Source organism: Streptosporangium sp. NPDC000509 (assembly GCF_042898365.1).
In the GTDB taxonomy this organism is placed as follows: Bacteria; Actinomycetota; Actinomycetes; order Streptosporangiales; family Streptosporangiaceae; genus Streptosporangium.
Genome location: NZ_JBIAYX010000001.1, coordinates 576,440 through 599,425, shown reverse-complemented (window position 1 = coordinate 599,425; position 22,986 = coordinate 576,440). Strand labels below are relative to the sequence as shown.

General features: G+C 70.7%; 21 protein-coding genes. 7 read left to right on the top strand and 14 right to left on the bottom strand.

Features of this window, described 5'->3' with window-relative positions; translation table 11 throughout:
- Positions 1 to 42: 42 nt before the first annotated feature.
- Positions 43 to 3,024 carry a bifunctional [glutamine synthetase] adenylyltransferase/[glutamine synthetase]-adenylyl-L-tyrosine phosphorylase gene (locus ACFY3D_RS02400; RefSeq protein ID WP_389974353.1) on the top strand — a complete coding sequence of 994 codons (2,982 nt, stop codon included), beginning with the start codon at positions 43 to 45 and terminating at the stop codon, positions 3,022 to 3,024.
- 284 nt (positions 3,025 to 3,308) lie between these two features.
- Positions 3,309 to 4,529 (top strand): hypothetical protein, encoded by a 1,221-nt coding sequence (locus ACFY3D_RS02395; RefSeq protein WP_389973823.1) that lies wholly within the window; start codon positions 3,309 to 3,311, stop codon positions 4,527 to 4,529.
- Positions 4,530 to 4,553: 24 nt separating this feature from the next.
- Here the strand turns inward: ACFY3D_RS02395 and ACFY3D_RS02390 are convergent, their stop codons facing one another.
- The 5 genes from ACFY3D_RS02390 to ACFY3D_RS02370 form a co-directional block, all read right to left on the bottom strand.
- Positions 4,554 to 5,390 carry an LLM class flavin-dependent oxidoreductase gene (locus tag ACFY3D_RS02390; RefSeq protein WP_350947429.1) on the bottom strand — a complete coding sequence of 279 codons (837 nt, stop codon included), beginning with the start codon at positions 5,388 to 5,390 and terminating at the stop codon, positions 4,554 to 4,556.
- A gap of 143 nt (positions 5,391 to 5,533) precedes the next feature.
- On the bottom strand, positions 5,534 to 6,067 hold the full coding sequence (locus ACFY3D_RS02385; RefSeq protein WP_389973819.1) for a C40 family peptidase: 534 nt from the start codon (positions 6,065 to 6,067) through the stop codon (positions 5,534 to 5,536).
- Positions 6,068 to 6,391: 324 nt separating this feature from the next.
- A complete protein-coding gene (locus ACFY3D_RS02380; protein ID WP_389769220.1) occupies positions 6,392 to 6,595 on the bottom strand; it encodes a hypothetical protein in 204 nt (67 codons plus the stop codon).
- Positions 6,596 to 7,001: 406 nt separating this feature from the next.
- On the bottom strand, positions 7,002 to 8,426 hold the full coding sequence (gene glnA, locus ACFY3D_RS02375) for a type I glutamate--ammonia ligase (RefSeq protein WP_350947432.1): 1,425 nt from the start codon (positions 8,424 to 8,426) through the stop codon (positions 7,002 to 7,004).
- 170 nt (positions 8,427 to 8,596) lie between these two features.
- Positions 8,597 to 9,610 carry a hypothetical protein gene (locus ACFY3D_RS02370; RefSeq protein WP_389973816.1) on the bottom strand — a complete coding sequence of 338 codons (1,014 nt, stop codon included), beginning with the start codon at positions 9,608 to 9,610 and terminating at the stop codon, positions 8,597 to 8,599.
- Between the two features lie 126 nt (positions 9,611 to 9,736).
- Between ACFY3D_RS02370 and ACFY3D_RS02365 the strand changes: the two genes are divergently transcribed.
- The 4 genes from ACFY3D_RS02365 to ACFY3D_RS02350 all read left to right on the top strand — a co-directional run bounded on the left by ACFY3D_RS02365 (position 9,737) and on the right by ACFY3D_RS02350 (position 12,984).
- A complete protein-coding gene (locus tag ACFY3D_RS02365) occupies positions 9,737 to 10,198 on the top strand; it encodes an RDD family protein (protein WP_350947434.1) in 462 nt (153 codons plus the stop codon).
- A 164-nt stretch (positions 10,199 to 10,362) separates the two neighbouring features.
- Complete coding sequence (locus ACFY3D_RS02360; RefSeq protein ID WP_389973813.1) at positions 10,363 to 11,409, top strand: RNA polymerase subunit sigma-70; 1,047 nt, start codon at positions 10,363 to 10,365, stop codon at positions 11,407 to 11,409.
- A complete protein-coding gene (locus ACFY3D_RS02355; RefSeq protein WP_362502051.1) occupies positions 11,409 to 11,696 on the top strand; it encodes a hypothetical protein in 288 nt (95 codons plus the stop codon). Before ACFY3D_RS02360 ends, ACFY3D_RS02355 begins: the two co-directional genes overlap by 1 nt.
- Before the next feature lie 160 nt (positions 11,697 to 11,856).
- Positions 11,857 to 12,984, top strand: coding sequence for a serine hydrolase domain-containing protein (locus ACFY3D_RS02350; protein ID WP_389769207.1), 1,128 nt, complete (start codon positions 11,857 to 11,859; stop codon positions 12,982 to 12,984).
- A gap of 38 nt (positions 12,985 to 13,022) precedes the next feature.
- Here ACFY3D_RS02350 and ACFY3D_RS02345 read toward each other — a convergent pair whose 3' ends face one another.
- The 8 genes from ACFY3D_RS02345 to lpdA all read right to left on the bottom strand — a co-directional run bounded on the left by ACFY3D_RS02345 (position 13,023) and on the right by lpdA (position 21,215).
- Positions 13,023 to 13,835, bottom strand: coding sequence for a class I SAM-dependent methyltransferase (locus ACFY3D_RS02345; RefSeq protein ID WP_350947438.1), 813 nt, complete (start codon positions 13,833 to 13,835; stop codon positions 13,023 to 13,025).
- Complete coding sequence (locus ACFY3D_RS02340; protein ID WP_350947439.1) at positions 13,835 to 14,515, bottom strand: DUF4191 domain-containing protein; 681 nt, start codon at positions 14,513 to 14,515, stop codon at positions 13,835 to 13,837. The genes ACFY3D_RS02345 and ACFY3D_RS02340 overlap by 1 nt, the downstream gene beginning before the upstream one ends.
- A 199-nt stretch (positions 14,516 to 14,714) precedes the next feature.
- Positions 14,715 to 15,644, bottom strand: coding sequence for a lipoyl synthase (lipA, locus tag ACFY3D_RS02335; RefSeq protein WP_350947440.1), 930 nt, complete (start codon positions 15,642 to 15,644; stop codon positions 14,715 to 14,717).
- 130 nt (positions 15,645 to 15,774) lie between these two features.
- The gene (gene lipB / locus ACFY3D_RS02330; protein ID WP_389973810.1) at positions 15,775 to 16,452 is read right to left on the bottom strand and encodes a lipoyl(octanoyl) transferase LipB; all 678 of its coding nucleotides are present in this window, start codon (positions 16,450 to 16,452) and stop codon (positions 15,775 to 15,777) included.
- Between the two features lie 28 nt (positions 16,453 to 16,480).
- Positions 16,481 to 17,218, bottom strand: a complete 738-nt coding sequence (locus tag ACFY3D_RS02325) for a Type 1 glutamine amidotransferase-like domain-containing protein (RefSeq protein WP_389973807.1) — start codon at positions 17,216 to 17,218, stop codon at positions 16,481 to 16,483.
- Positions 17,219 to 17,267: 49 nt separating this feature from the next.
- Entirely contained in the window at positions 17,268 to 18,164 is an 897-nt protein-coding gene (locus ACFY3D_RS02320; protein ID WP_389973804.1) for a TIGR01777 family oxidoreductase, read from the bottom strand.
- Between the two features lie 155 nt (positions 18,165 to 18,319).
- Positions 18,320 to 19,798, bottom strand: a complete 1,479-nt coding sequence (gene sucB, locus ACFY3D_RS02315) for a 2-oxoglutarate dehydrogenase, E2 component, dihydrolipoamide succinyltransferase (protein WP_389973801.1) — start codon at positions 19,796 to 19,798, stop codon at positions 18,320 to 18,322.
- Between the two features lie 37 nt (positions 19,799 to 19,835).
- Positions 19,836 to 21,215: a dihydrolipoyl dehydrogenase gene (gene lpdA, locus ACFY3D_RS02310; protein ID WP_389973798.1), complete on the bottom strand. Its 1,380-nt coding sequence runs from the start codon at positions 21,213 to 21,215 to the stop codon at positions 19,836 to 19,838.
- Between the two features lie 11 nt (positions 21,216 to 21,226).
- Here lpdA and ACFY3D_RS02305 point away from each other — a divergent pair, with 11 nt between their 5' ends.
- On the top strand, positions 21,227 to 21,358 hold the full coding sequence (locus tag ACFY3D_RS02305; RefSeq protein ID WP_389973795.1) for a hypothetical protein: 132 nt from the start codon (positions 21,227 to 21,229) through the stop codon (positions 21,356 to 21,358).
- A gap of 66 nt (positions 21,359 to 21,424) precedes the next feature.
- On the opposite strand, the gene ACFY3D_RS02300 is transcribed toward ACFY3D_RS02305, so the two are convergent.
- Entirely contained in the window at positions 21,425 to 22,981 is a 1,557-nt protein-coding gene (locus ACFY3D_RS02300; protein ID WP_389973792.1) for a leucyl aminopeptidase, read from the bottom strand.
- Positions 22,982 to 22,986 lie beyond the last annotated feature (5 nt).

Here is a 22,986-nt window from a genome sequence, read left to right as displayed (position 1 = left end):
GTGATCGAGGACCATGGAGGGTCGGTGGAAACCGTGCCCCGGATGCAGACGACCGCCGGACGCCTGGCGAGACTCGGCTTCGCCGACGGTGCCAGGGCCGAGCGACTGCTCGACGAACTGGGGCCGGAGGCCGTCGGTGACATCGACCTGCTGACCTCGCTGGTCGCCGCAGCCGATCCCGACCTGGCGCTCACCTCGCTGAACCGGCTGGCCGAACAGGATCCCAGCGTTCTTGGAGCGCTCCGGGCCGACCCCGGGATGCGCGAGCGGCTGATCGGCGTCTTCGGCGTCAGCGCCGCGCTCGGCGACCACGTCGTGAGGCACCCCGACCACTGGCGCACGCTCGGCGGGGCGTCGGCCGTGGAGCGTCCGACCGAGGATGAGCTCCGCTCCGAGCTGCTGCTCGCGGTCGGCGCCGAGCCGGACGAGCCCGAGCCGGTCGCCGTCGACGCCTCCACCGCCACCCTGTCGGCGCTGCGCGCCGCCTACCGGGGCCGTCTGCTCCATCTCGCCGCCCGCGACGTCACCGGGGTCGTCTCGCTCTCGGAGGTGACCGCCGAGCTGTCCGACCTGGCGGGGGCCGCGCTGGAGGCGGGGCTCGCCGTCGCCAGGTCCGAGCACCCTGAGGCGGGGGCGGTGAGACTGGCCGTCATCGGCATGGGCAAGTGCGGGGCGCGCGAGCTCAACTACATCAGCGACGTCGACGTCATCTTCGTGGCCGAGCCGCGTGAGGGATCCGACAGCTCCCTCGACGAGCACGAGGCGATCAAACTCGCCACCCGGCTCGCCCAGGGCATGATGCGCGCCTGCTCGACCAGCACGCCGGAGGGCGCGCTGTGGGAGGTCGACGCGGCGCTGCGCCCGGAGGGCAAGGCCGGGCCGCTGGTCCGCACCCTCGCCAGCCACCTCGCCTACTACCGGCGCTGGGCGAAGACCTGGGAGTTCCAGGCGCTGCTGAAGGCGCGGCCGGTCGCGGGCGACACCGCACTCGGCGAGCAGTACGTCGCCGCGATGAACGAGATGGTCTGGCAGGCCGCCACCCGTGACAAGTTCGTCGAGGACGTCCAGGCCATGCGCCGCCGGGTGGAGGCCCACGTCCGCAGCGGCGAGGCCGACCGTCAGCTGAAACTCGGGCCTGGTGGGTTGCGCGACATCGAGTTCGCGGTGCAGCTGCTCCAGCTCGTCCACGGCCGCCTCGACCCGCTGCTGCGCCGCAGGGCCACGCTGCCCGCGCTCGGCGCCCTCTCCCGCGGCGGCTACGTGGGCAGGGACGACGCCAAGGCCCTCGCCGAGGCGTACACCTTCCTGCGCCAGGTCGAGCACCTGATCCAGCTGCACCGGCTCCGCCGCACGCACGTGGTGCCCGAGGGCAACGCCGACCTGCGCCGCCTCGGCCGGAGCCTGGGCATGACCGCCGACCCGGTGGGGGAGTTCACCACCAGGTGGCGGCGGCACGCCATGGAGGCGAGGCGCCTGCACGAGAAGCTGTTCTACCGGCCGCTGCTGCAGGCCGTGGCCCGGCTGCCCGAGTCGGAGGACCGGCTCTCCACGGCCGCGGCCAAGGCCCGCCTCGAAGCCCTCGGCTACGCCGACCCCGGCGGGGCGCTGCGCCACATCAGCGCGCTGACCACGGGCGTCTCCCGCCGCGCCGCGATCCAGCGGACCCTGCTGCCGGTCATGCTCGGCTGGTTCGCCGACGCCCCCGACCCCGACGCCGGCCTGCTCGGCTTCCGCCAGGTCTCGGACAAGCTCGGCTCCACCCCCTGGTACCTGCGGCTGCTCCGCGACGAGACCGCCGTGGCGTCGCGCCTGGCCAAGATGCTCGGTACCAGCCGCTACGTGACGGGCCTGCTGATGAACGCCCCCGAGTCGGTCGCGATGCTCGGCTCGGACACGGAACTCGCCCCCAGACCCGTCGAGGCGGTGCTGTCCGAGGCGCGGACCGTGGTCGCCCGCCATCCGGGGGACGCCGAGGGCGCGGTGGCCGCGGTCAGGGCGCTGCGCCGCAGGGAACTGCTCCGCACGGCCGTCGCCGACCTCTCCGGGATCATCGGCATCGAGGAGGTCGGCCAGACGCTGTCCGGGCTCAACGACGTGACGATCCAGGCCGCGCTGGACGCCGCCATCGACAAGGTCGAGATGGAGCGCCGCACCCCGCTGGGCACGAGGTTCGCGGTGATCGCGATGGGTCGCCTGGGCGGGATCGAGTCCTCCTACGGCAGCGACGCCGACGTGATGTTCGTCCACTCGCCGCGCGAGGGCGTGTCCGAACGCGAGGCCACCGAGACGGCGTTCGAGGTCGCCAACGAGCTGCGCCGCCTGCTCGCCCTGCCCGCCCCCGACCCACCGCTGCTCATCGACCCCGGCCTGCGTCCCGAGGGCAAGGCGGGGCCGCTGGTCCGTACCCTCGCCTCCTACGCCGCCTACTACGAGCGGTGGTCGTCGCCGTGGGAGTCGCAGGCGCTGCTGCGCGCCCGCTTCTCCGCGGGGGACGCCGAACTCGGTATCGGGCTGCTGCACCTGGCCGACCCGCTGCGCTACCCGGAGGGGGGCATCTCCGACGCGGCCGTGCTGGAGATCCGCAGGCTCAAGGCGAGGATGGAGGCCGAACGCCTCCCGCGCGGCGCCGACCCCGCCCTGCACACCAAGCTCGGTCCCGGCGGGCTGTCCGACGTGGAGTGGGTGGCCCAGCTCATCCAGCTCCGCCATGCGGGACAGCGGCCGTCGCTGCGCACCACCCGCACCCTGGAGGCGCTGAGCGCGGCGGTCACGGAGGGCCTGCTGGCCGAGGCCGACGAGGCCGTGCTCGCCGAAGCCTGGCGGTTCGCCTCGCGCATCCGCGACGCCATCGTCGCGGTGCGGGGACGCGCCTCCGACGCGATCCCGGTGGACGCCCGCGAGCGCACGCTCCTCGCCCGCGCGCTCGGCTACCCGCCCGACGGTACGGAGGACTTCGTGGACGACTACCGCCGCGTCACCCGCCGTGCCCGCCGGGTCGTGGAGCGCGTCTTCTACGAGGACTGATCCACCCGGTTCTCCGGGTCCTTCGGGTCCGGCTCCGGTCGGATCGGAAGGACCGGTCCCTCCGGGGGCCCTTTCCGAAGGCCGCTCTTCCCCGGTCCTCCCCGGCCTTCTCCGGAGGGCCGGTCTGTCCGGAGTTCCCGGGGGCCGGCGTGTTCGGTGCGGATCGGGGACCGGCCCGCACCGAAGGGGAGAACCGCTCGTTCGCGTGTTCCCCGATCACGAAAACCAACCTGTTTGGGTGATCGCGTTGCGCCGCCTGGGACGGGCGTGTATCAACGGTCCGGGTGATCCATTTGATATCCGTTTACATTGATCTGGCCATCGGCCTGATCCTCGCCTTCCTGCTCCTGTCGCTCCTGGTGAGCGGGATCAACGAGGCCTTCGTCCGGCTGCTCGGGATCCGCAGTAAGTTCCTGTGGGCCTACCTCAGGGACACCCTGGACGGCTCGGAGGACGGCAGGTCGTGGATCCCGTCGAAGATCGCCGACGTCTTCGCGAGGCTGCCCTTCTCCAGGGACGATCCGCGCCCGGTGCACAGCTCCGACCCCGCGCCCTCGGTCGTCGAGCCGATGCGGGTCGACCCCGCGGCCGTCCTCGCCGCGGAGCAGGCCAGGGAGAAGGTCTCGGCGGAGATCGCCGAGGGGATCGCCCCGGGGGAGGCCACCGGGGAGGCGGGTGCCGGCGGGTCCCTCGGCCCCTCCGACTCTTCTGGTTCGTCCGGCCTCTCGGCGGACGGGAGGTCGGAACCGTCGGTCGACATGACCGCGCGGCTGTACGAGCGGCTCCAGGAGATCGACCACCCCAAGGGCTCCCGTACCAGCATCGCCAACATCCCGCCCGCGCGGTTCTCCGGCGCGGTGATGGAGCTGGTCGCCGCCGAGGAAGGGGGGATCGACGGCCTGCTCGCGAAGCTGGAGGCGATCAACAGCCCTCTCGCGGGTCACCTCAAGGGAGTCTGGGAGGGCGCGCAGCGGGATCTGCCGAGGTTCCGCAAGGGGGTCGAGGACTGGTTCAACGGGGAGATGCAGCGCCTGTCCACGCTCTACGCCCGCTACGTCAAGTGGGTGGTCTTCGTGCTGGGAGTGGTCCTGACGCTGGCGTTCAGCATGGACGCGCTGGAGTACGGCAAGACCCTGCTGCGCGACAACGCCTACCGCGCGGGGGTGAGCGCCATCGCGGGCGGCGACGACGGCTACACGGCCCTCAAGGACAAGTGCGCGGGCAGCGAGGCCGGCCTCGCCGAGCCGTACCAGTGCGTGACCGAGTCCCTCAGCTCCCCGGCGCTGGTCAAGATCTTCGACCACGCGATCGTGAGCATCACGATCCCGCCCGACGGCTCCGCCGACCCGTCCTTCAACTGGAACGGCGAAGCCTGGTGGGACCGGCTCATCACCCTCGGGCACTGGCCCGGCTACCTGCTCACCATGGTCGCGCTGCTGTTCGGCGCCTCGTTCTGGTGGGACGTCCTGCGCCGCCTCACCGGCGTACGGGGCAGTCGTTCCTAGCCTCGGTCCAGCCGCTGTCCGGCGCTAGCGGAGCTCGGCCAGCAGAAGATCGACCTGGGGGAGCGGGTCGGGTCCGAACGGGCGGACCACGACGGTGCGGGCACCCGCCTCCCACAGTGACCTGACCTGGTCGGCCGCCTCCTCGGCGGAACCCACCGCCATCACCACCTCGTCGGGGGCGACTTTCAGGAACCCGGCGGACCCCTCGGCCAGGGCGGTGACCGTCGCGGCGTCGTCGCCGATGTAGAGGTTGACGAAGACCACCATCTCGTGATCATCTTCACCGGTCAGCTTCAGGGCCTCCTCGATCTGCCGGGGGCCGACGCCCTCGGGCAGGATCGTGCCCTGCGCCACCCGTCCCGACAGCTCCAGCGAGCGGGGCCGCAGCACCCCGGCCAGCACCGGCGGCACGACGGCGGGAGGATGCACCAGACGCACCCCGTCGAGTCGCACCGCCCTGCCCTCCAGGGTGACCGTCTCACCGCGCAGCAGCCCGCGTACCGCCGTGATCGTCTCCCCGAGCAGCGCCAGCGGGGAGGGGGCGAGGGCACCCACCTGGCGCATCCAGTCCTGGACGCCGTGCCCGATGCCGGCCGCGAGCCGGCCGGGGTGCAGACGGGCCAGGTTGCCCAGTTCCATGGCGAGCAGTGCCGGGTTGCGCAGGGGAGCGGGGGTGATCCCGATGCCCACCCGCAGGCGCTCGGTGACGGCGAGCGCGGTGGCCGCGGACGAGATCGCCCCGGTCCAGCCGAGATCCTCCACCACCCAGACGTCGTCCACCTCGGCCGCGTCCAGATGGCGGCAGAAGGGGACGAGCGACTCGGGGGGAAGGTCGCGGTCGAACATGACACCCAGACGCATGTCTCTCCTACGGTCGATGTCTTTCCGGTGTGGAAGGCAGGGGATTCCGCCGTGCGGTTTTCACGGCAGCCCCCTTGTAGGGCATTCTCCTGTTTCCACGAGACCCTGCTGTTTTCCGGGCGGTCCGTTTTCTGGAGGGCGGCTCAGAGGGGTCCCGAGTAGCGGAAGTAGCCCGCGAGGTCGTCGAGGGCCGCGACGCGATCGACCCGAACCTCGGTCCCGGTCCTCCGCGCATTGATCATCTTGCCCTGTCCGACGTAGACGCCGACATGGTGGGTGCGGACCTTACGCTTGCCGACCTTGCCGTAGAAGACGAGGTCGCCCGGCTTGGCGACGGCGGCGGGGACCCTCTTGAGCCGCTTCACGTGGTCGTCGGTGTTGCCGGGCCCCAGGACGTCGCGCCCGTAGGCGAGGTGGTAGATCCAGCGGGTGAGACCGGAGCAGTCCAGGCCGAGGGTCCGGGTGGCCGGGCAGGGCTTGATCGCCCCCGTGTAGCCCCGGCAGGTGCCGAAGGAGGGGCCCGGCTCCTCGCCGTGACCGCCGCCCCAGGAGTACGGGATCGCGCCGCCCCACCAGCCGGGTTGGTGTGATCCGGCCTCGATCGCGTACGCGATGGTGGTGATCCGGTTGAGGGCGGCCGGCAGGGTCGGTGTCGAGGCGCTCAGCAGCAGAAGCATTCCAAGCAGTGCGGCCGTCGCGGCCTGCCGCCGGTGCCCGAGAAGATCGCGAAGTCGGTGAGGACCGGCGTCTGTCACGTCACCTCGCCTGATTTATCCACATAAGTCACGACCAGTCTGCCCAACAACCCGGCCTCGCGCGTCTCATGAGGGCTTCCGGAAGGCTCTTCGCCCGCTCACCTTCCCGGACGATCCGCGGACACCGACCGGGGAGCGCCCGGCACGCCGCGACCCGCGTGCCGGGCACGCGGGTCGCGGTGAGGTGGGCGACGTCGTTCGCCGCCCCGGTATCGGTCTGTGCTGGTGGACGTTGGCCGGTGTCGGTCAGTTGCCGTCCCCGTCGTTGTCGACACCACCGTCGTCGTCCACGCCGCCGTCGTCGTCCACACCGGGTCCGGTCGTGTTGACCACATCCGGGCTGTCATCCCTGTCGTTGTCACCGTCGCCCCCGCAACCGCCGACCAGGCCGACGAGCGCCGTCATCGCCGCCGCGGCGATGGCCGCCTTCCGTATGGACTGAGCAAGCATGCGCAACCTCCAGATAGTGATCACCGACCGGACTCGTTCGCCGCCCGGCTCACTCCCTCTGTCCCATTTGTCGGCGATCTAACGGCGGAAAGGCCCGCTTCTTGATCGTGAGGACTGCAGGAGGCGCGTCATGGTCGAGTTGGTGAAGCCCGCTGTGGAGGACGCGATGGGCATGGAGGTGTCGGAGTCCGGTCCCGGAGAGGCATCGAAGCCTGGATGCGACAGGTGACGCAACATGACGCGCCGTCCTCCAATAGCTCTGTCGCCCAGGTCCGGTGCGCGGGGCACATGCCGAAAGGCCGCCGAACGTCCCCTCGGTGGAGGGGCGGTCGGCGGCCTTTCGTGGGAGGCCCGAGTGCCCTGGGCTCAACCGGCCGGCGTTTATGCAGGTCGGAAGCTCAGCGGCTCAGACGTCGTAGTAGAGCTCGAACTCGTGGGGGTGCGGGCGCAGGCGGATCGGGTCGATCTCGTTCTCGCGCTTGTAGGCGATCCAGGTCTCGATCAGGTCCGGCGTGAAGACGCCGCCCTCCAGGAGGTACTCGTGGTCGGCCTCCAGGGCCGCGAGCACGTCCGACAGGGTGCCGGGAACCTGCGGGATGTTGCGGGCCTCCTCCGGGGGAAGCTCGTAGAGGTCCTTGTCGACCGGCTCGACCGGCTCGATCTTGTTGCGGATGCCGTCGATGCCCGCCATGAGCTGGGCGGCGAAGGCGAAGTAGGGGTTGCAGGAGGGGTCGGGGACCCGGAACTCGATGCGCTTGGCCTTCGGGTTGGAGCCCGTGATCGGGATGCGGATGCACGCCGAGCGGTTGCGCTGGGAGTAGACCAGGTTGACCGGGGCCTCGTAGCCGGGCACCAGGCGGTGGTAGGAGTTGACCGTCGGGTTGGTGAACGCCAGCAGCGACGGGGCGTGCTTGAGCAGGCCGCCGATGTAGTAGCGGGCGGTGTCGGACAGGCCCGCGTAGCCGACCTCGTCGTAGAAGAGCGGCTCGCCGTCCTTCCAGAGCGACTGGTGGCAGTGCATGCCGGAGCCGTTGTCACCGAAGATCGGCTTGGGCATGAAGGTGACCGTGTGGCCGTGCTCCAGGGCCGTGCTCTTGACGATGTACTTGTACAGCATCATGGTGTCGGCGGCCTTGAGCAGCGTGTTGAAGCGGAAGTCGATCTCCGCCTGGCCGGCCGTGCCCACCTCGTGGTGCTGCATCTCGACGTCGATCCCGGCGTCGATGAGCTTGCGGACCATCTCCGAACGCAGGTCGGTGAAGTGGTCCATCGGCGGGACCGGGAAGTAGCCGCCCTTGAAGCGCGGCTTGTAACCGAGGTTGCCGCCGTCCTGGGCCTTGCCGCTGTTCCAGGCGCCCTCGATCGAGTCGATGTGGTAGTAGCTCGAGTGGGCGTTGGTCTCGAACCGGACGTCGTCGAAGATGTAGAACTCGGCCTCGGGGCCGAAGTAGATCGTGTCGGCGATGCCGGTGCCCTTGAGATACTCCTCCGCCTTGCGGGCGACGTTGCGCGGGTCGCGGCTGTAGGCCTCGCCCGTCAGCGGGTCGTGCACGAAGAAGTTGATGTTGAGCGTCTTGTGCTGCCTGAACGGGTCGAGCACGGCCGTGGACGGGTCGGGCAGCAGCAGCATGTCCGACTCGTGGATGGCCTGGAATCCGCGGATCGACGATCCGTCGAACATCAGGCCGTCGGTGAAGACAGCGGCTCCGAAGTTCTCCGAGGGGAACGTGAAGTGGTGCGTCGTCCCCGGCAGGTCGGTGAACCTGACATCAACGAACTGCACCCCTTCGTCCTTGATGAACTTCAGGACGTCGTCGGCGGAGTTGAACACGCGAACCTCCCATGGGACGGGCTAACAGGACCGAAAGTATGCCTGTGCCGTTACCGCCCCGTGTCTCGTTTGTTTCACCCGTGTTAAGCGAAAGTCGCCTCCACGCTAGTTCTCGGACCTCGCGTGGACGGGTATACGGAAGGTTTCCTTTGCCCGGTTTTGCCGGATTTTCACGTGTCCGACTTCAGAGGGCTGCACTCCTCGTTCGTCTCCTCCTCCTGTGAGTAGGCGTCCACGGCCTTCGCGTCGGCCTTCAGAGTCAGGTCGGCGGGCGAGTCCGGATAGAACGGGTGTACGAAGGTGTCGTCGACGTCGCACCGCGCCGGGGCCACTCCTCCTCCGTTCCAGTCGACGATCCAGAGGCGCAGCCGATCGCCCACCCGCCACACGTCCAGCGTGCCGAGGTTGTGTGCGACGAGCCGGGTGAGGGTCTCCGGCCGGCCAGGCCGCTGGATCGCGTACACGAACAGGTAGTTGACCTTGATCCGGACGCGAACGAACCCGTCCTCCTTGAAGGCCGTGAGCCGGGTCTTGCCGTTGACCTTGAAGGTCTCGCTGGCCAGTTCCGAGCTCTTCGGAGCCAGGCTGGTCACCCACCTCCGGCTCTCGTACCCCTTTTTCCCGTCAGGGCGCTTGAGTCCCTTGACGAAGGGCGCGCGCTGCTCGGGGTCCAGCAGCCGGATCAGCGCGTTCGGCCTGCCGCCCAGCAGCACCTTGCGGTCCAGGTTCGAGGCGATCAGGAGTTTTCTCGTGTGCCGCAGGGCCGCCGACACATCCTTGCGGCTCAGCCCGCCGAGCGCCCGAGCTTTCGGCATGACCAACCCCTTGGCGCCGTTGGCGTAATCCTGGGCGGGGGAGCCGTGGAAGGGGGAGACGTCCGCCGCTTTCACCTGCGCCTGCTCAGGGCTCTGGGCCGTCGGGGCGGTGCCGGAGTCCGCGAACCCCGCGAAGACCGAGGCGCGGACGCCCTCGACGACGTCGGGCCGGTAGACGACGAACCCCCCGGCCGCCGCCACCAGGACGGCGACGGCGATCGCCGCCCTCCGCCGCCTGCGGGCCCGCCTGAGGCGGGGCTGCCGCGCCCACTCCTGTTCTGCGATCTTGGTCATCCGCTTGCGTTCCCGCGCGCTGATCTGGTCCGTGAGCGTCTTGAACCGCTGGTCGATGTCGTCGTTGTCAGGCACGGGGGGCTCCGGGGGGAAATGTGCTTGTTGAGATACCGACGCATATGATCCATGGCTTTCGCCTGGTTTCGCCAGTCGTTCCGGGCGAGTACGAGGGCGGTACCCGGGGCGGATACCGTTGGGACCATGAGCAGCAAGCAGCCGCGTTGGACCCAGACCTGGCTCGGTGGCGTCCGGTCGGCCGGAGTCGATCTCGGCTACCCGGGGGAGCGGCTCGGGATGCCCGAGGAGGGCAGCGGCGCGGTGGCCGGATTCGGCCGCAGGATCGGCGCCATCATGGTCGACTGGCTGATCTGCACCTGGGCCATCACCCAGGGGCTCCTGCGGATCGACGCCGCCGCGACGCCCTGGGTGCCGGTCCTGATCCTCGCCGTCGAATACCTCCTGCTGGTGGGCACCATGGGGATGACCTTCGGGATGCGCCTGTTCGGCATCCGGGTCGCCGCGCTCGGCGGCGGCGCCCCCGGGTTCGTCTCGGTGCTCGCGCGGACCTTCCTGCTCTGCCTCGCCGTGCCCGCCCTCGTCTGGGACCGCGACCAGCGCGGCCTGCACGACCGTGCGGCGAACACCGTGGTCGTACGCCTCTGAGCCGGCCCGCGCCCGGTTTCTTTTCCCCTTCTCCGCTCTCCCGTTCCCGGTGCTCGTTCTCGGCCCCCGGTGCGGGCCGAGACCGCCGATTCCTTTTCCGCCCGGCGGTCGTCATACCGTGGGCGCCCGCGCAGGGCGGGACGCCGTACGGGAGGTATGAGATCGTGAGCGGAGACGAGACAGGCCGGGAGCGGTCGGAGGACGCCGAGGTCCTGGTCGCGGCGCTGGCGGGTGACGAGCCGGCGTTCGGCGCGCTAGTCGAGAGGTACCGGCGAGAACTGCGGGTGCACTGCTATCGGATGCTCGGCTCGTTCGAGGAGTCCGAGGACATGGTGCAGGAGACGTTCCTGCGCGCCTGGCGCAGGCGGGAGAGCTTCCAGGGGCGCTCGACGTTCAGGGCCTGGCTGTATCGGATCGCGACCAACGCGTGCCTGGACTTCCTCGACCGTCACCCGCGTCGCCCGCGCCCTCGCGAGGCGCCGGTGCTCGCCACTCCGGGCGTGCCGTCGCCGTCCTCGACCGAGATCTTCTGGCTGCGTCCCTACCCGGACCGCCTCCTGGAGCCCGCCGCGCCCGCCGACGCCGAGCCGGACGCCGCCGTGGTCGCCAAGGAGACGATCGAGCTGGCGTTCATGGCCGCCATCCAGCACCTGCCTCCCCGGCAGCGGGTGGTACTGATCCTGCGCGACGTGCTCGGCTGGTCGGCGCAGGAGGCCGCCGCCCTGCTGGAGGTGAGCGTCGTCTCGGTGAAGAGCACCCTGCAGCGGGCCCGGTCGACGATGCGGGAGAACCTGCCCGCGCGACGGCTGGAATGGGCGCCGTCGTCGGATCCGACCGGTGAGGAACGCGCGGTGCTGCAGCGCTACATCGACGCCGTCGAGCAGGCCGATCCCGCCGTCCTGGCCGGGGTGCTGCGCGCGGACGCGTGGCAGTCGATGCCGCCGGCGCCGATCTGGATCCTGGGCGGACCTTCGATCGTCGACACGTGGCGCCCCGCCATGATCGGCCCCGAGGCGTGGGGGGATTGGCGGGTCCTGCCCACCCGCGCCAACCGGCAGCCCGCCGCGGCGGCGTACGTCAGGCGTCCCGGCGAGTCCGAGTACCACGGCTCGTGGCTCGGGGTCCTGCGGGTCGAGGAAGGGCTGGTCACCCAGATCACGACCTTCGGCGCCGAGATCTTCCCGGCTTTCGACCTTCCCCCGACGTTGTGATGGGCGCCGGTGAGGACCCGGCGCCCATCCCTCCCGGAGGGGCCGGGCCGGCGTTCGACGTGCGCAGGGTCGTCGTCGCGCCCGGGGACTCGCACGTCCGCGACGGGGACGAGTGGCGGGGGGCGATCGTCCTGCTGGAGCGAGGGCGGATCGAACTGGTCTGCTCCGACGGCGATCGCCGGGTTTTCCTGCGCGGTGACGTGCTGTGGCTGGACGGGCTCACCGTGCGGGCCCTGCGCAACCCGGGGCGGGAACCCGCCGTCCTGCTCGCGATCTCCCGGCGCTGATCTTCCTGCGCTGTTTCCCCTCCCCTCCCGGTTTTCCGGCGCCGACCTCCCGTGGCCGGGCGGCGCCGGACCTCGGAGCGAATTTCTCCTCCCGGACCGATTCCTTTCCCGGCCTTCCGCCGTCGTACGGGTCACACACCTCATCACGAAGGGCAGGACGATGAACGATATGCAGAAGCGGGTCCAGGAAGCGGCCGACAAGCTGGTGGAGTCCGGCGCCGAGCGGGGCCTGCAGGTCGCCGCGTACCGGCACGGCGAGCCGGTGGTCGACGTCGTCGCGGGCGTCGCCGATCCGGCCACCGGGCGTCCCGTCACGCCGGACACGCCGATCTGGAGCGCCTCGACCGGCAAGGGCGTCACCTCGACGGTGGTGCACGTGCTGGTGGAACGGGGCGTCCTCGGCTACGACACGCCGATCGTCGAGCTGTGGCCGGAGTTCGGTGCCCACGGCAAGGAACGCGCGACCGTACGGCACGCCCTCACCCACTCGACGGGCGTGCCGGGCGTACCGGTGGCCACCACGCCGGAGGACCTGTGCGACTGGGAGGGGATGTGCGCGGTGATCGCCGACGCCAAGCCCTGGTGGGAGCCGGGCACCGGCAGCGGCTACCACCCCCAGTCGTTCGGCTACATCGTCGGAGAGATCGTCCGCCGGGCCACCGGCAGGCCGATCTCCCAGGTCCTGCGGGAGGAGGTCGCCGGACCGCTGGGCGTGGCCGACGAGTTGTTCTTCGGCGTCCCCGAATCCGAGCTGGGCAGGCTCGCCCGCCTGGAGGACGCCCCGAGCGACTTCGAGATGTCCCCGGAGATGTTCGCGGACATCCCGTTCTTCAGGGTCGTGGACGGCTACACGGCGGCGCCGATGGCGGCGATGCCCGACGCCGCTTTCGGCAACCGCGCCGACGTACTGACCTCCGACATCCCGGCGGGCGGCACCATGTCCGCCCGCGCCGTGGCCCGCATGTACGCCGCCCTGCTGGGCGAGGTGGACGGCGTCAGGCTCGTCTCGCGGGAACGACTCCGCGAGATCACCGCGGTGGAGTTCAGCGGGACGGACGAGATCACCGCCTTCCCGGCCACCCGGTCACTCGGATACGCCCTCGGTGCCACCGAGCTCCTCAACGGCCCCACCCTGTTCGGCATGGCGGGAAGCGGAGGGTCGGCCGCGTACGCCGACACGGCCACCGGGATCTCGGTCGCTGTGACCAAGAACCTCGTCTCCGCCGGGGATTTCACCACCTTCGACGTCCTCGGCGGACTCGTCATGGAACTCGGCGGCGACCGTTAGGGCGTCGCCCGGCGCGAGCGCGCCATCCCACCGGCTGTTCAGGCGGGATGGCGCGCCTGGCGTGCGCAGGTGAAGATCGCGGTGCCGGGCAGGTGGCGGCCGCGCAGCGGACTCCAGCCACCCCACTCGCGGTCGTGACCCGGCGGCCACTCGGGCTCGACCAGCCCTCGCAGCGCCAGCCCTGAGGCGGTGATGAGCCCGACCCAGTCGGCCATCGTGCGGTGGTGCTCGACGTAGGAGGGCCGCCCGTCCTCGCCGATCTCCACGTACGCGGAACGGTCGAAGTAGGAGCGGTCGGAGGTGAGCCCGGCGGGGCCGGGGTCGTCGGGGAAGGCCCAGCGGATCGGATGGCTCACCGAGAAGACCAGCAGGCCTCCGGGGCGCAGCACCCGGTGGACCTCGGCCAGCACGGCCCCGGCGTCCGCCACGAAGGGCAGCGCGCCGTACGCCGAGCAGGCCAGGTCGAACGTCCGGTCGGCGAAGGGCAGGACCTCGGCGTCCGCCTGGACCACCGGCAGCGCCGACCCGGCGTCCAGGTCGATCCGGCCGGAGTGCTGCAGTTGCCTGAAGGACAGGTCGAAGGCGGCCACCCTGGCGCCCTGCCCGGCCAGCCAGCGCCCGCACTGTCCGGCGCCGCAGCCGATCTCCAGCACGTCCTTGCCCGCGACGTCGCCCAGCAGGCGGGCGTCGGCCTCGTCCAGGCCCTCGGGGCCCCAGACGAACCCCGAGTCGCGCAGGAACTCCCCGTGCTCCGCCTGGTATTCGTCGGCGGAGGCGTCCCACCAGCCACGGTTGGCCCGGGAGGTGGCCGCGGCGTCCACCCGGTGGCGCCCCAACCCGGCGAGGCTCATCAGCGCATCTTCGGGCGGGGCATCTTCGCGCCGCGCGGCAGCGGGCCCTTGGGCATCGGCAGTGTCTGCGGGAGGGCCTTCAGCCGGTTGTTGATCTCGTACAGGGCGGGCTTCTTGAGGTTGCGGGGCAGCTTCATCAGGTGGCGCTGCAGCTTGGCGAGCGGAACCTGCCCGTCGCCGTCGCCAGACTGGATGTCGTAGACCGGGACGTCCAGCGCGACCCGCTGGACGCGCTTCTTCTCGGCGACCAGCATCTTCTGCACACGGCTGCCCGGCCCCTCGGAGACCAGGATGATGCCGGGGTAGCCGACCACGCGGTGCACGATGTCCTGGTCGCGGGTGACGGCGACGGCGGGGGTGACCTCCCAGTTGCCGCGCATGCCCTGCAGGATCGCGGCGGCGGCGCCGACCTGCCCGTGCAACATGGAGTACTGGGCCCTCTGGGCGAGCTGGCCGAACACCACCAGCCCGACGGTGAGGGCCAGCATGATCCCGATGAAGAGGAGATACCAGAACCAGCCCGTGACCAGGCCGATCACCACGCACAGCGCGAGCGTGCCCAGCGCCGACGCGTAGACGATCGGCATCCCCTTGGGATTGGCCTCCTTGATGATCTTCGCGATCATGCGGAGCTGCTTGATGCGCCCCGGGCGCTCTGAGTCTTCGGGCTTCTTGGCCATGTTCTGAAGGATACAAATCCAGGGGTCAAGATGTGAAAACGTAATCTGCCGGACGCCGACTCGTGAAACCGGAAGGACCCCGCTCGCCAGCGGTTTCAAGCGGTCGTCGCGACTCCTCGGATCGAGATGTTGCGACGACCACGTGAACCCAAGGCCCGAGCGGGGTCCTTTCAGGTTTCCCTGACCGGCCGAAGAGGGCTCAGACGTGCTGGCGAGCCTCGACGGCCTGCTTGTACAGGCGCCCCGCCCGGTAGGAGGAGCGGACCAGCGGCCCGGAGAGGACCCCCGCGAACCCGATCGCCTCCGCCTCCTTCTGGAGCTCCACGAACTCCTCGGGCTTCACCCAGCGCTCGACGGGGTGGTGGCGCGGGGTGGGCCGGAGGTACTGGGTCACGGTGAGCAGGTCGCACCCGGCCTCGTGCAGGTCGCGCATGGCCTGGACGATCTCCTCGCGCTCCTCGCCCATGCCGAGGATCAGGTTGGACTTGGTCACCAGGCCGGCCTGGCGGGCCTTGGTGATCACTCCCAGGGACCGGTCGTAGCGGAACGCGGGCCGGATGCGCTTGAAGATCCGCGGCACGGTCTCGATGTTGTGCGCGAACACCTCGGGCCTGGAGGAGAACACCTCCTCCAGCTGGGCCTGGTCGCCGTTGAAGTCGGGCACGAGCAGTTCGACGCCGCAGCCGGGCAGGAGGGCGTGGATCTGCCGCGCGGTCTCGGCGTACAGCCACGCGCCGCCGTCGGGCAGGTCGTCGCGGGCGACACCGGTCACGGTCGCGTAGTTGAGCCCCATCTGCCGCACCGAGTCGGCCACGCGGCGCGGCTCGTCGGTGTCGTACGCCTTGGGCTTGCCGGTGTCGATCTGGCAGAAGTCACACCGCCGGGTGCACTGGTCACCGCCGATGAGGAAGGTGGCCTCGCGGTCCTCCCAGCACTCGGAGATGTTGGGACACCCGGCCTCCTGACAGACCGTGTGCAGCCCTTCGCGTTTGACCAGTTCCCGAAGCTCGGTGTGGTTCGGGCCCGTCCTGAACTTGGTCTTGATCCAGTCGGGCTTCTTCTCGATGGGGGTCTCGGCGTTGCGGACCTCAAGGCGGAGGAGTTTCCGCCCGTCGGGGGCGACGGTCATGCGAGCTCCTTCGTCGGTCGAGGGACCGAGGTGGTGCATATCGAGGTGCTGTAAATGTCGTCACGCTCGCTCACCTCACCAGCTTATGTCCCGCCGTAAGCTGCGGCGGCCCCGGGGCGCGGCGCCCGGATCAGCGCCGGAAGAGGTCTTCCTCGAAAAGCTCGAAGGCCTGCGCGCCGAGCGCCTCCGCCAGGTGCTTCTCGGCGTACGGCAGGACCTCGTCGACCACGATCCGGCGGCCGGTCTCGGCCGACAGCGAGGAGACCCCGGCGTCGCTGATGCCGCACGGGACGATCCGGTTGTACCAGCTCGGGTCGTTGGAGCAGTTGAGCGCGAATCCGTGCATCGTGACGCCGCCGGAGACCCGGATGCCGATCGCCCCGACCTTCCTGTCCGGCAGGCCGTGCGAGGGGTCGCCGGCCACCCAGACGCCGCCGCGCCCCTCCACCCGGCCCGCCTGGACCCCGAAGTCGGCGCAGACGTGCACCAGGGTCTCCTCCAGGAGCCTCACGTAGGCGTTCACGTCGAGGGAGCCACCGAGTTTGACGATCGGGTAGCCGACCAGCTGGCCGGGGCCGTGCCAGGTGATCCGCCCACCCCGGTCGACCTCGACGACAGGGGTGCCGTCGGAGGGCCTCTCGTGCGGCGCGGTGCGTTTGCCCGCCGTGTAGACCGGCGCGTGTTCGAGCATCAGGCAGGTGTCGGGGATCTCCTCGGCCACCCGGCGCGCGTGGATGCGCCGCTGAAGCTCCCACGCCTGCTCGTAGGGGAAGTCAACGCCAAGACGGACGACTGCCAGGTCACTCACGCCTCAAGAGTAGTTGACCCGCCCGTGGTTAAGACGTGAGAAGCCGAGGCTCGATGCGGAACTCCTTGGCTCCACCCGCCCCGTCGTGCTCCACCTTGTAGGCGTAGGCGTCCGGGTGGACGCTGACGGCCTGGATGAACTCGGTGCCCACGTAGTGCAGGGCGACGCCCTCGTCGGCCGCGTAGCCCTCGGGCAGTTCGCCGGAGGCGACCGCCTCGTGCAGCAGCCGCCGGCGCTGCGGTTCCGAGTTGTAGTGGACTCCGCAGGAGTAGGGCAGCATGCCCAGGCCGTCGGACCACACCCGCAGTGTCGGCCCGAAGGAGTCGGTGTTGCCGCCCACGTGCCAGCAGAGCGCCCCGGCGCTCTGGCCCGCGAGGACCACGCCCGCCCGCCACGCCTCCTCGAAGATCTCGTCGAGGCCGTGCAGCCGCCACAGGACCGCCAGGTTGGCCACGCTGCCGCCGCTGACGTAGACGATGTCCTGGCTGAGCATCCACTCGCGCGGGTCCTCGACGTTGGGCATCGGGAACACGCTCAGGTGGCTCACCTCGACGTCCCACGCGCCGAAGGCGCCGTACATCCGCAGCAGCCACTCCGCGTCGTCGCCCGTGGCGGTGGCGAGCAGGCCCAGGCGGGGCCGGTCCTGGCCGGTGAGATCGAGGGCGTATCTGAGCAGCGGGCTCGCCTCCATGGTCCCCTGACGCGTGGAGAGGCGGAACGAGCCGCCTCCGATCGCGAGGATGTGCGACTGCCCGGGGCTGCCCATGTCTGTCTCCCAAGTGGTTTCATCGACCGGAACGCTGAAAACGGGGGTTTCAGATTACGGCGGCGAGTGCCTCGTCGAGACGGGTATGCCGGAACGCGTAGCCGCTCTCCAGCAGGCGCCGCGGGAGCACCCGCTGACCGGTCAGCACCCCCTCCTCGGCGAACTCCCCGATGGCCGTGCGCAGCACGAACCCCGGCACGGCGAGCGGCATCGTGGGCCGGTGGAGGGCCGCGCCGAGAGCCTTGGTGAACTCGGCGTTGGTGACCGGCTCGGGTGCCGTCACGTTCACCGGTCCCGAGATCTCCGGATTTTTCAGGATGTGTTGTACGGCGAGGACCCAGTCGTCGATGGAGATCCACGACCAGTACTGCCGCCCCGATCCCAGCGGGGCGCCCAGCCCCATCCTGAAGACGGGAAGGATCCGCGACAGCATGCCACCCCGGCCGCTCAGCACCAGGCCGGTACGGAGTCTCACCACCCGGATGCCCGCCTCCTCGGCGGGCGCGGTCTCCGCCTCCCACGGCACCACGACCTCCTGGGCGAGGAACCCCTCGCCCGCGGGCGCCGTCTCGTCCACGGCCACGTCCCCGGTGTCGCCGTAGAAGCCGATCGCCGAGCCGGACAGCAGCGCCGCGGGCTTCGCCCCCAGACCGGCGAGCGCGCCCGCCAGGGTCCTGGTCCCCTCGACCCGGCTGCGGATCAGCTCGCGCTTGTGGCCCTCGCTCCAGCGCCGGTCGCCGATGCCCGCCCCCGCGAGGTGGATCACCGCCTCCGCGCCCTCCAGCGCGGTCTGGTCGACGCCCCCCTTCGCGGGGTTCCAGAAGGCCTCGTCATCGCCTTCCGGCACTCGCCTGACCAGACGGACCACCCGGGCGCCGTCGTCCCGCAGAGCCTCGACCAGAGCCGTTCCCAGCAGCCCGGAGGACCCGGTCACGATGATCGTCATGTCGTCCAATGTAATCGACCTCCCCCAAGGGCTTCGGAAACCGGGCGTCCACCGGATTCGCGTCGCCCCGCCTCCCGGCCGGTCCGCCGCCGGGGGAGAACGAGCCGGGCCGGCCCGCGAGATCGCGGACCGGCCCGGAAGGAGAGAACGGGTGACTAGCCGTGCAGGCCCAGCTGGTTCTCGAAACGGCCGTCCTCGAGACGACGCTTGATCGTCGTCAGGAAGCGGGCGGCGTCGGCGCCGTCGACCAGGCGGTGGTCGTAGCTGAGCGCCAGGTACATCATCGAGCGGACGGCGATGACCTCGCCCTCAGGGGTGTCCAGCACCACGGGACGCTTGACGACGGCACCGGTGCCCAGCATGCCGACCTGCGGCTGGTTGAGGATCGGCGTGTCGAACAGCGCGCCACGGCTGCCGGTGTTGGTCAGCGTGAACGTGCCGCCGGTGATCTCGTCCGGGCTCACCTTGTTGGTGCGGGTGCGCTCGGCGAGGTCGGCGATCTTACGGGCGAGCCCGGCGATGTTGAGGTCGCCGGCGTCCTTGATCACCGGGACGAGCAGTCCGCGCTCGGTGTCGGTCGCGAAACCGAGGTGCTCGGTGTCGAAGTACGTGACCTCGTTGGTCTCGCTGTTGATCGTGGCGTTCAGCTTGGGGTGCTGCTTGAGCGCCTCGATCGTGGCGAGGGCGAAGAACGGCGTGAAGGTGAGCTTGACGCCCTCGCGCCGCTGGAACTCGGCCTTCGCCTGCTCGCGCAGCCGCGCGATCTTCGTGACGTCGACCTCGACCACGCTGGTGAGCTGGGCCGAGACCTGCAGCGACTCGACCATGCGCTTGGCGATGGTCTGGCGAAGCCGCGACATCTTCTCGGTGCGCCCGCGCAGCGTGGTGTCCACCGCGACCGGTTCCGGCGCCTGCGGCGCGGACGGCTGGGCGGCGGCCTGCGGGGCGGCGGCCTGCGGCTGGGCCTGCTGCTGGGCAGCACTGGCCCGCTCGCGCTGCTCGCGGGCCGCCTCCAGGACGTCCTGCTTGCGGATGCGCCCGCCGACACCGGTGCCGGTGAGCGAGTCGAGGTCGACGCCGTGCTCGCCGGCGAGCTTGCGCACCAGCGGGGTGACGTACGGGCTGTCGCCCGACGGCTGCGCGGCGGGCTCGGACACCGCGATCGGGGACGGAGGCGCGGCCTGGGAGGGCTGGGGAGCCTGCTGCTGCGGAGCCGGGGCCTGCTGCGCCTGCGCGGGGGCCGGCTGCTGCGGGGCCGGCTGCTGTGGCGCGGGCTGCTGCTGCGGCGCGGGCTGCGGGATCGAGGAGGCCGGCTGCGCCTGCTGCTGCGGGGCGGGCTCAGGCTCGGGCTCGGGCTCGGGGGCCTTCTCCTGCGCGGGGGCCGCGCCCTCGGTGCCGTTCTCGTCGATGACGGCGAGCTCGGCGCCGACCTCGACGGTCTCGTCCTCGGCCACCACGATCTTCGTGAGGATGCCCGCGGCCGGGGACGGAATCTCGGTGTCGACCTTGTCGGTGGAGACTTCGAGGAGGGGCTCGTCGGCCTCGACGCGCTCGCCCTCCTTCTTCAGCCAGCGGGTGACGGTGCCCTCCGTGACGCTCTCACCGAGCTGGGGCATCTGTACGGACTTCGGCATAGGTTGTCTTCTCTCGCGTTCCGAGTGAGGGCTTGCGTTAGTTGTGGACGTGGAGCGGCTTGCCGGCGAGCGCCAGCATCGCCTCGCCGACGGCCTCGGACTGGGTGGGGTGCGCGTGGATGAGCTGCGCGACCTCGGAGGGCAGGGCCTCCCAGTTGTAGATCAGCTGTCCCTCGGTCACCAGCTCGCCGATGCGGCGGCCGACCATGTGCACGCCGAGCACCGGGCCGTCCTTCTCCGCGATGATCTTGACCGCGCCCTGCGTCTGCAGGATCTGGCTCTTGGGGTTGCCCGCGAGGTCGTAGGTCATCTCGACGATCTCGTGACCGCGCTCCCTGGCCTGGGCGGAGGTGATGCCCACCGAGGCGACCTCGGGGTCGGAGTAGGTGATCCGGGGGACGCCGTCGTAGTCGATCGGCACGGGGTTCAGGCCGGCGATGTGCTCGGCCACCAGGATGCCCTCGGCGAAGCCCGCGTGCGCGAGCTGAAGGGTCGGGATGAGGTCGCCGACCGCGTACACGCCCGGCACGCTGGTCTGGCAGAACTCGTTCACCGTGACGGTGCCGCGCTCGATCGCGATGCCCGCCTCCTCGAAGCCCATGCCCGCGGAGACCGCGCCGCGGCCGACCGCGACCAGCAGCAGCTCCGCGTCGAGGGTCTTGCCGTTGGCCAGGCTGACGACCACGCCGGTGTCGGTGGTCTTGACGCTCTCGAAGAAGACGCCCAGCTCCTGCTTGATGCCGCGGCGGCGGAAAGAGCGCTCCAGCAGCTTGGAGCTGGACTCCTCCTCCAGGGGCAGCAGGTGCGGCAGTCCCTCGACGATCGTCACCTCGGCGCCGAAGGAGCGCCAGACGCTGGCGAACTCCACGCCGATGACGCCACCGCCCAGGACGACCACCGAGGTGGGCACCCGGTCGAGCTTGAGCGCGTGCTCGCTGGTGATGATCCGCTCGCCGTCGATCTCCAGGCCCGGCAGGGACCTGGGCGCGGAGCCGGTCGCCAGCACGATGTTGTGGCCCTCGTAGACCTCGGAGCCCACCGCGACCCGGTTCGGGCCCGCGAGACGGCCCTCACCTTCGATGATCGTGATGCCCTTGCTCTTGAGAAGGCCCTGCACGCCCTTCCAGGCGCGCGTGACGATCTTGTCCTTGAACGCGTGGACCGCGGGCACGTCGATGCCCTCGAATCGGGCCTTGACGCCGTAGGTCGCGCTTTCGCGAGTCTCGTCGGCGACCTCCGCGGAGTGCAGAAGCGCCTTGGTGGGAATGCACCCGCGATGCAGGCACGTACCGCCGATCTTGTCCTTCTCGATCAGCGCGACCGTCTTGCCCAGCTCGGCGGCCCGCAGAGCGCAGGCATACCCGCCGCTACCGCCACCTAGGACGACGATGTCGTAGGGGCCGCTGCCATCAGCCACAGGAAAGCTCCTTGTCGGATCGTAATACCGTCTTCACGGTCGCACCCCTCGTCGTGCCCTGGGTGGCCGCGTGGATCCTCGATCGCATCCACGCCGCCACCGGACCCGGCTCGGCGCCGCACCGGTGCCCGCCCTCGGCCTGACCCCGGCAACCGCATCTTTTCATTTGTCCAGAGTTGCTTGTGACCCCGCTCGCGCGGAGTCGACGGTCAGCGCGAAGGCTCGCCCGCGTAACGCTCGGCCAGGCCGACGAGGGTCCGGGTGATCGCCCCGGTGCCGCCCTTCGGCGTGTAGCCGTGGGCCTCGCCCTTGTTGAAGGAGGGGCCGGCCATGTCGATATGTGCCCAACGGACCCCGTCGGGCACGAATTCCCGCAGGAAGACGGCGGCCGTCAGCATCCCGCCGAAACGCTCGGGGTGCAGGTTGGCGATGTCGGCCACCGGGGAGTCGAGGCCCTTGCGCAGCTCCTCGGGCAGGGGCATGGGCCACACGGCCTCGCCCTGCTCGCCCGCCGTCGCGACGATCTCCGCGCGCAGGTCGTCGTCGTTGCCCATCACGCCCGCCGTCCGCCAGCCCAGCGCGACGATCTGCGCGCCGGTGAGCGTGGCGACGTCGACGATCACATCGGGGTCGTCCTGCCCGGCGCGGGCGATGCCGTCGATGAGGACCAGACGGCCCTCGGCGTCGGTGTCGAGCACCTCGACGGTCTTGCCCGCGAAGCTGGTGAACACGTCGGAGGGGCGCTGCGCGGTGCCGCTCGGCATGTTCTCCGCCAGGCAGAGGTAGCCGACCGCGTTCACCTTCAGGCCCAGCTTCGCGATCGCGAGGAGGGCGCCGAGGACCGCGCCCGCGCCGCTCATGTCCGACTTCATCCAGTCCATCGAGGCCGTCGGCTTGAGCGACAGGCCACCCGAGTCGAAGGTGATGCCCTTGCCGACGTACGCGAGCTTCTTGCCGGCCTCGGGGTGGCTGTAGGAGAGGCGGACCAGCCGGGGAGGGTTGGCCGATCCCTGGCCGACGGCGACGATGCCGCCGTAACCGCCCTCCTTGAGCGCTTTTTCGTCCAGGACCTCCACCGACAGGCCGGCCTCGGAGCCCACCCGCTCGGCGATCTCGGCGAAGCGGGCCGGCCACAGGCCCGACGGCGGGGTGTTGACCAGGTCGCGGACGAGGGAGACCGACTCGGCCAGGGTGCCGGCGCGCTCGATCGCGGCCTGGGCCCCCTCGGCGTCGGTCACCACGGCCAGCTCCGACACCGGGGAGACCTGCTCCGAGGTGGTGCGGTACTTGGTGAAGGAGTAGGCGCCGAGAAGCCCGCCCAGGGCGACGGCGCCGGCGTGCTCGGCGCTCGCGGCGGGCAGGGCGAGCGTCACCCGGCCGGTGCCGGCCAGGGCGCGGACCGCGGTGCCCGCCGCGCGGCGCAGGACCTCGGCGTCGTAGCCGTCACCGGAACCGTCGTCGGGGGCCTCGGGGGCCTCGCCCAGGCCGACGACGACCAGCAGGGGCGCGGTCAGCGCGCCGAAGGTGGGGATCTTGGAGATCTCGCCGGGCTTACCCTTGGCCCCCACGCTCTCCAGCGTGGCGGCGAGTCTGCCACCGAGCGCCTGGTCGAGGCCTTCGGCCCCGGGAGCGGGGAGCAGGCCGTCAGGTCCGGTGTGGACGCCGACGACCAAGGCGTCGGTGTCGTACGAGACACCGTTGTCAGTTGGGGTAAGCCGCACAGTGGTCACGTATGCCGATGCTAGTCGGGCTGGGGCAGTACGCATAAACG

Excerpts from the sequence above, each read along its gene's own strand:
- ACFY3D_RS02380 (WP_389769220.1), bottom strand. The coding sequence starts at position 6,595 with ATGCTTGCTCAGTCCATACGGAAGGCGGCCATCGCCGCGGCGGCGATG.
- ACFY3D_RS02300 (WP_389973792.1), bottom strand. The coding sequence starts at position 22,981 with ATGCGTACTGCCCCAGCCCGACTAGCATCGGCATACGTGACCACTGTG.
- ACFY3D_RS02340 (WP_350947439.1), bottom strand. The coding sequence starts at position 14,515 with ATGGCCAAGAAGCCCGAAGACTCAGAGCGCCCGGGGCGCATCAAGCAG.
- ACFY3D_RS02400 (WP_389974353.1), top strand. The coding sequence starts at position 43 with ATGCAGACGACCGCCGGACGCCTGGCGAGACTCGGCTTCGCCGACGGT.
- ACFY3D_RS02385 (WP_389973819.1), bottom strand. The coding sequence starts at position 6,067 with ATGCTTCTGCTGCTGAGCGCCTCGACACCGACCCTGCCGGCCGCCCTC.
- ACFY3D_RS02320 (WP_389973804.1), bottom strand. The coding sequence starts at position 18,164 with ATGACGATCATCGTGACCGGGTCCTCCGGGCTGCTGGGAACGGCTCTG.
- ACFY3D_RS02350 (WP_389769207.1), top strand. The coding sequence starts at position 11,857 with ATGAACGATATGCAGAAGCGGGTCCAGGAAGCGGCCGACAAGCTGGTG.
- ACFY3D_RS02355 (WP_362502051.1), top strand. The coding sequence starts at position 11,409 with ATGGGCGCCGGTGAGGACCCGGCGCCCATCCCTCCCGGAGGGGCCGGG.
- ACFY3D_RS02390 (WP_350947429.1), bottom strand. The coding sequence starts at position 5,390 with ATGCGTCTGGGTGTCATGTTCGACCGCGACCTTCCCCCCGAGTCGCTC.
- ACFY3D_RS02345 (WP_350947438.1), bottom strand. The coding sequence starts at position 13,835 with ATGAGCCTCGCCGGGTTGGGGCGCCACCGGGTGGACGCCGCGGCCACC.
- lipA (WP_350947440.1), bottom strand. The coding sequence starts at position 15,644 with ATGACCGTCGCCCCCGACGGGCGGAAACTCCTCCGCCTTGAGGTCCGC.
- ACFY3D_RS02325 (WP_389973807.1), bottom strand. The coding sequence starts at position 17,218 with ATGGGCAGCCCCGGGCAGTCGCACATCCTCGCGATCGGAGGCGGCTCG.
- ACFY3D_RS02365 (WP_350947434.1), top strand. The coding sequence starts at position 9,737 with ATGAGCAGCAAGCAGCCGCGTTGGACCCAGACCTGGCTCGGTGGCGTC.
- sucB (WP_389973801.1), bottom strand. The coding sequence starts at position 19,798 with ATGCCGAAGTCCGTACAGATGCCCCAGCTCGGTGAGAGCGTCACGGAG.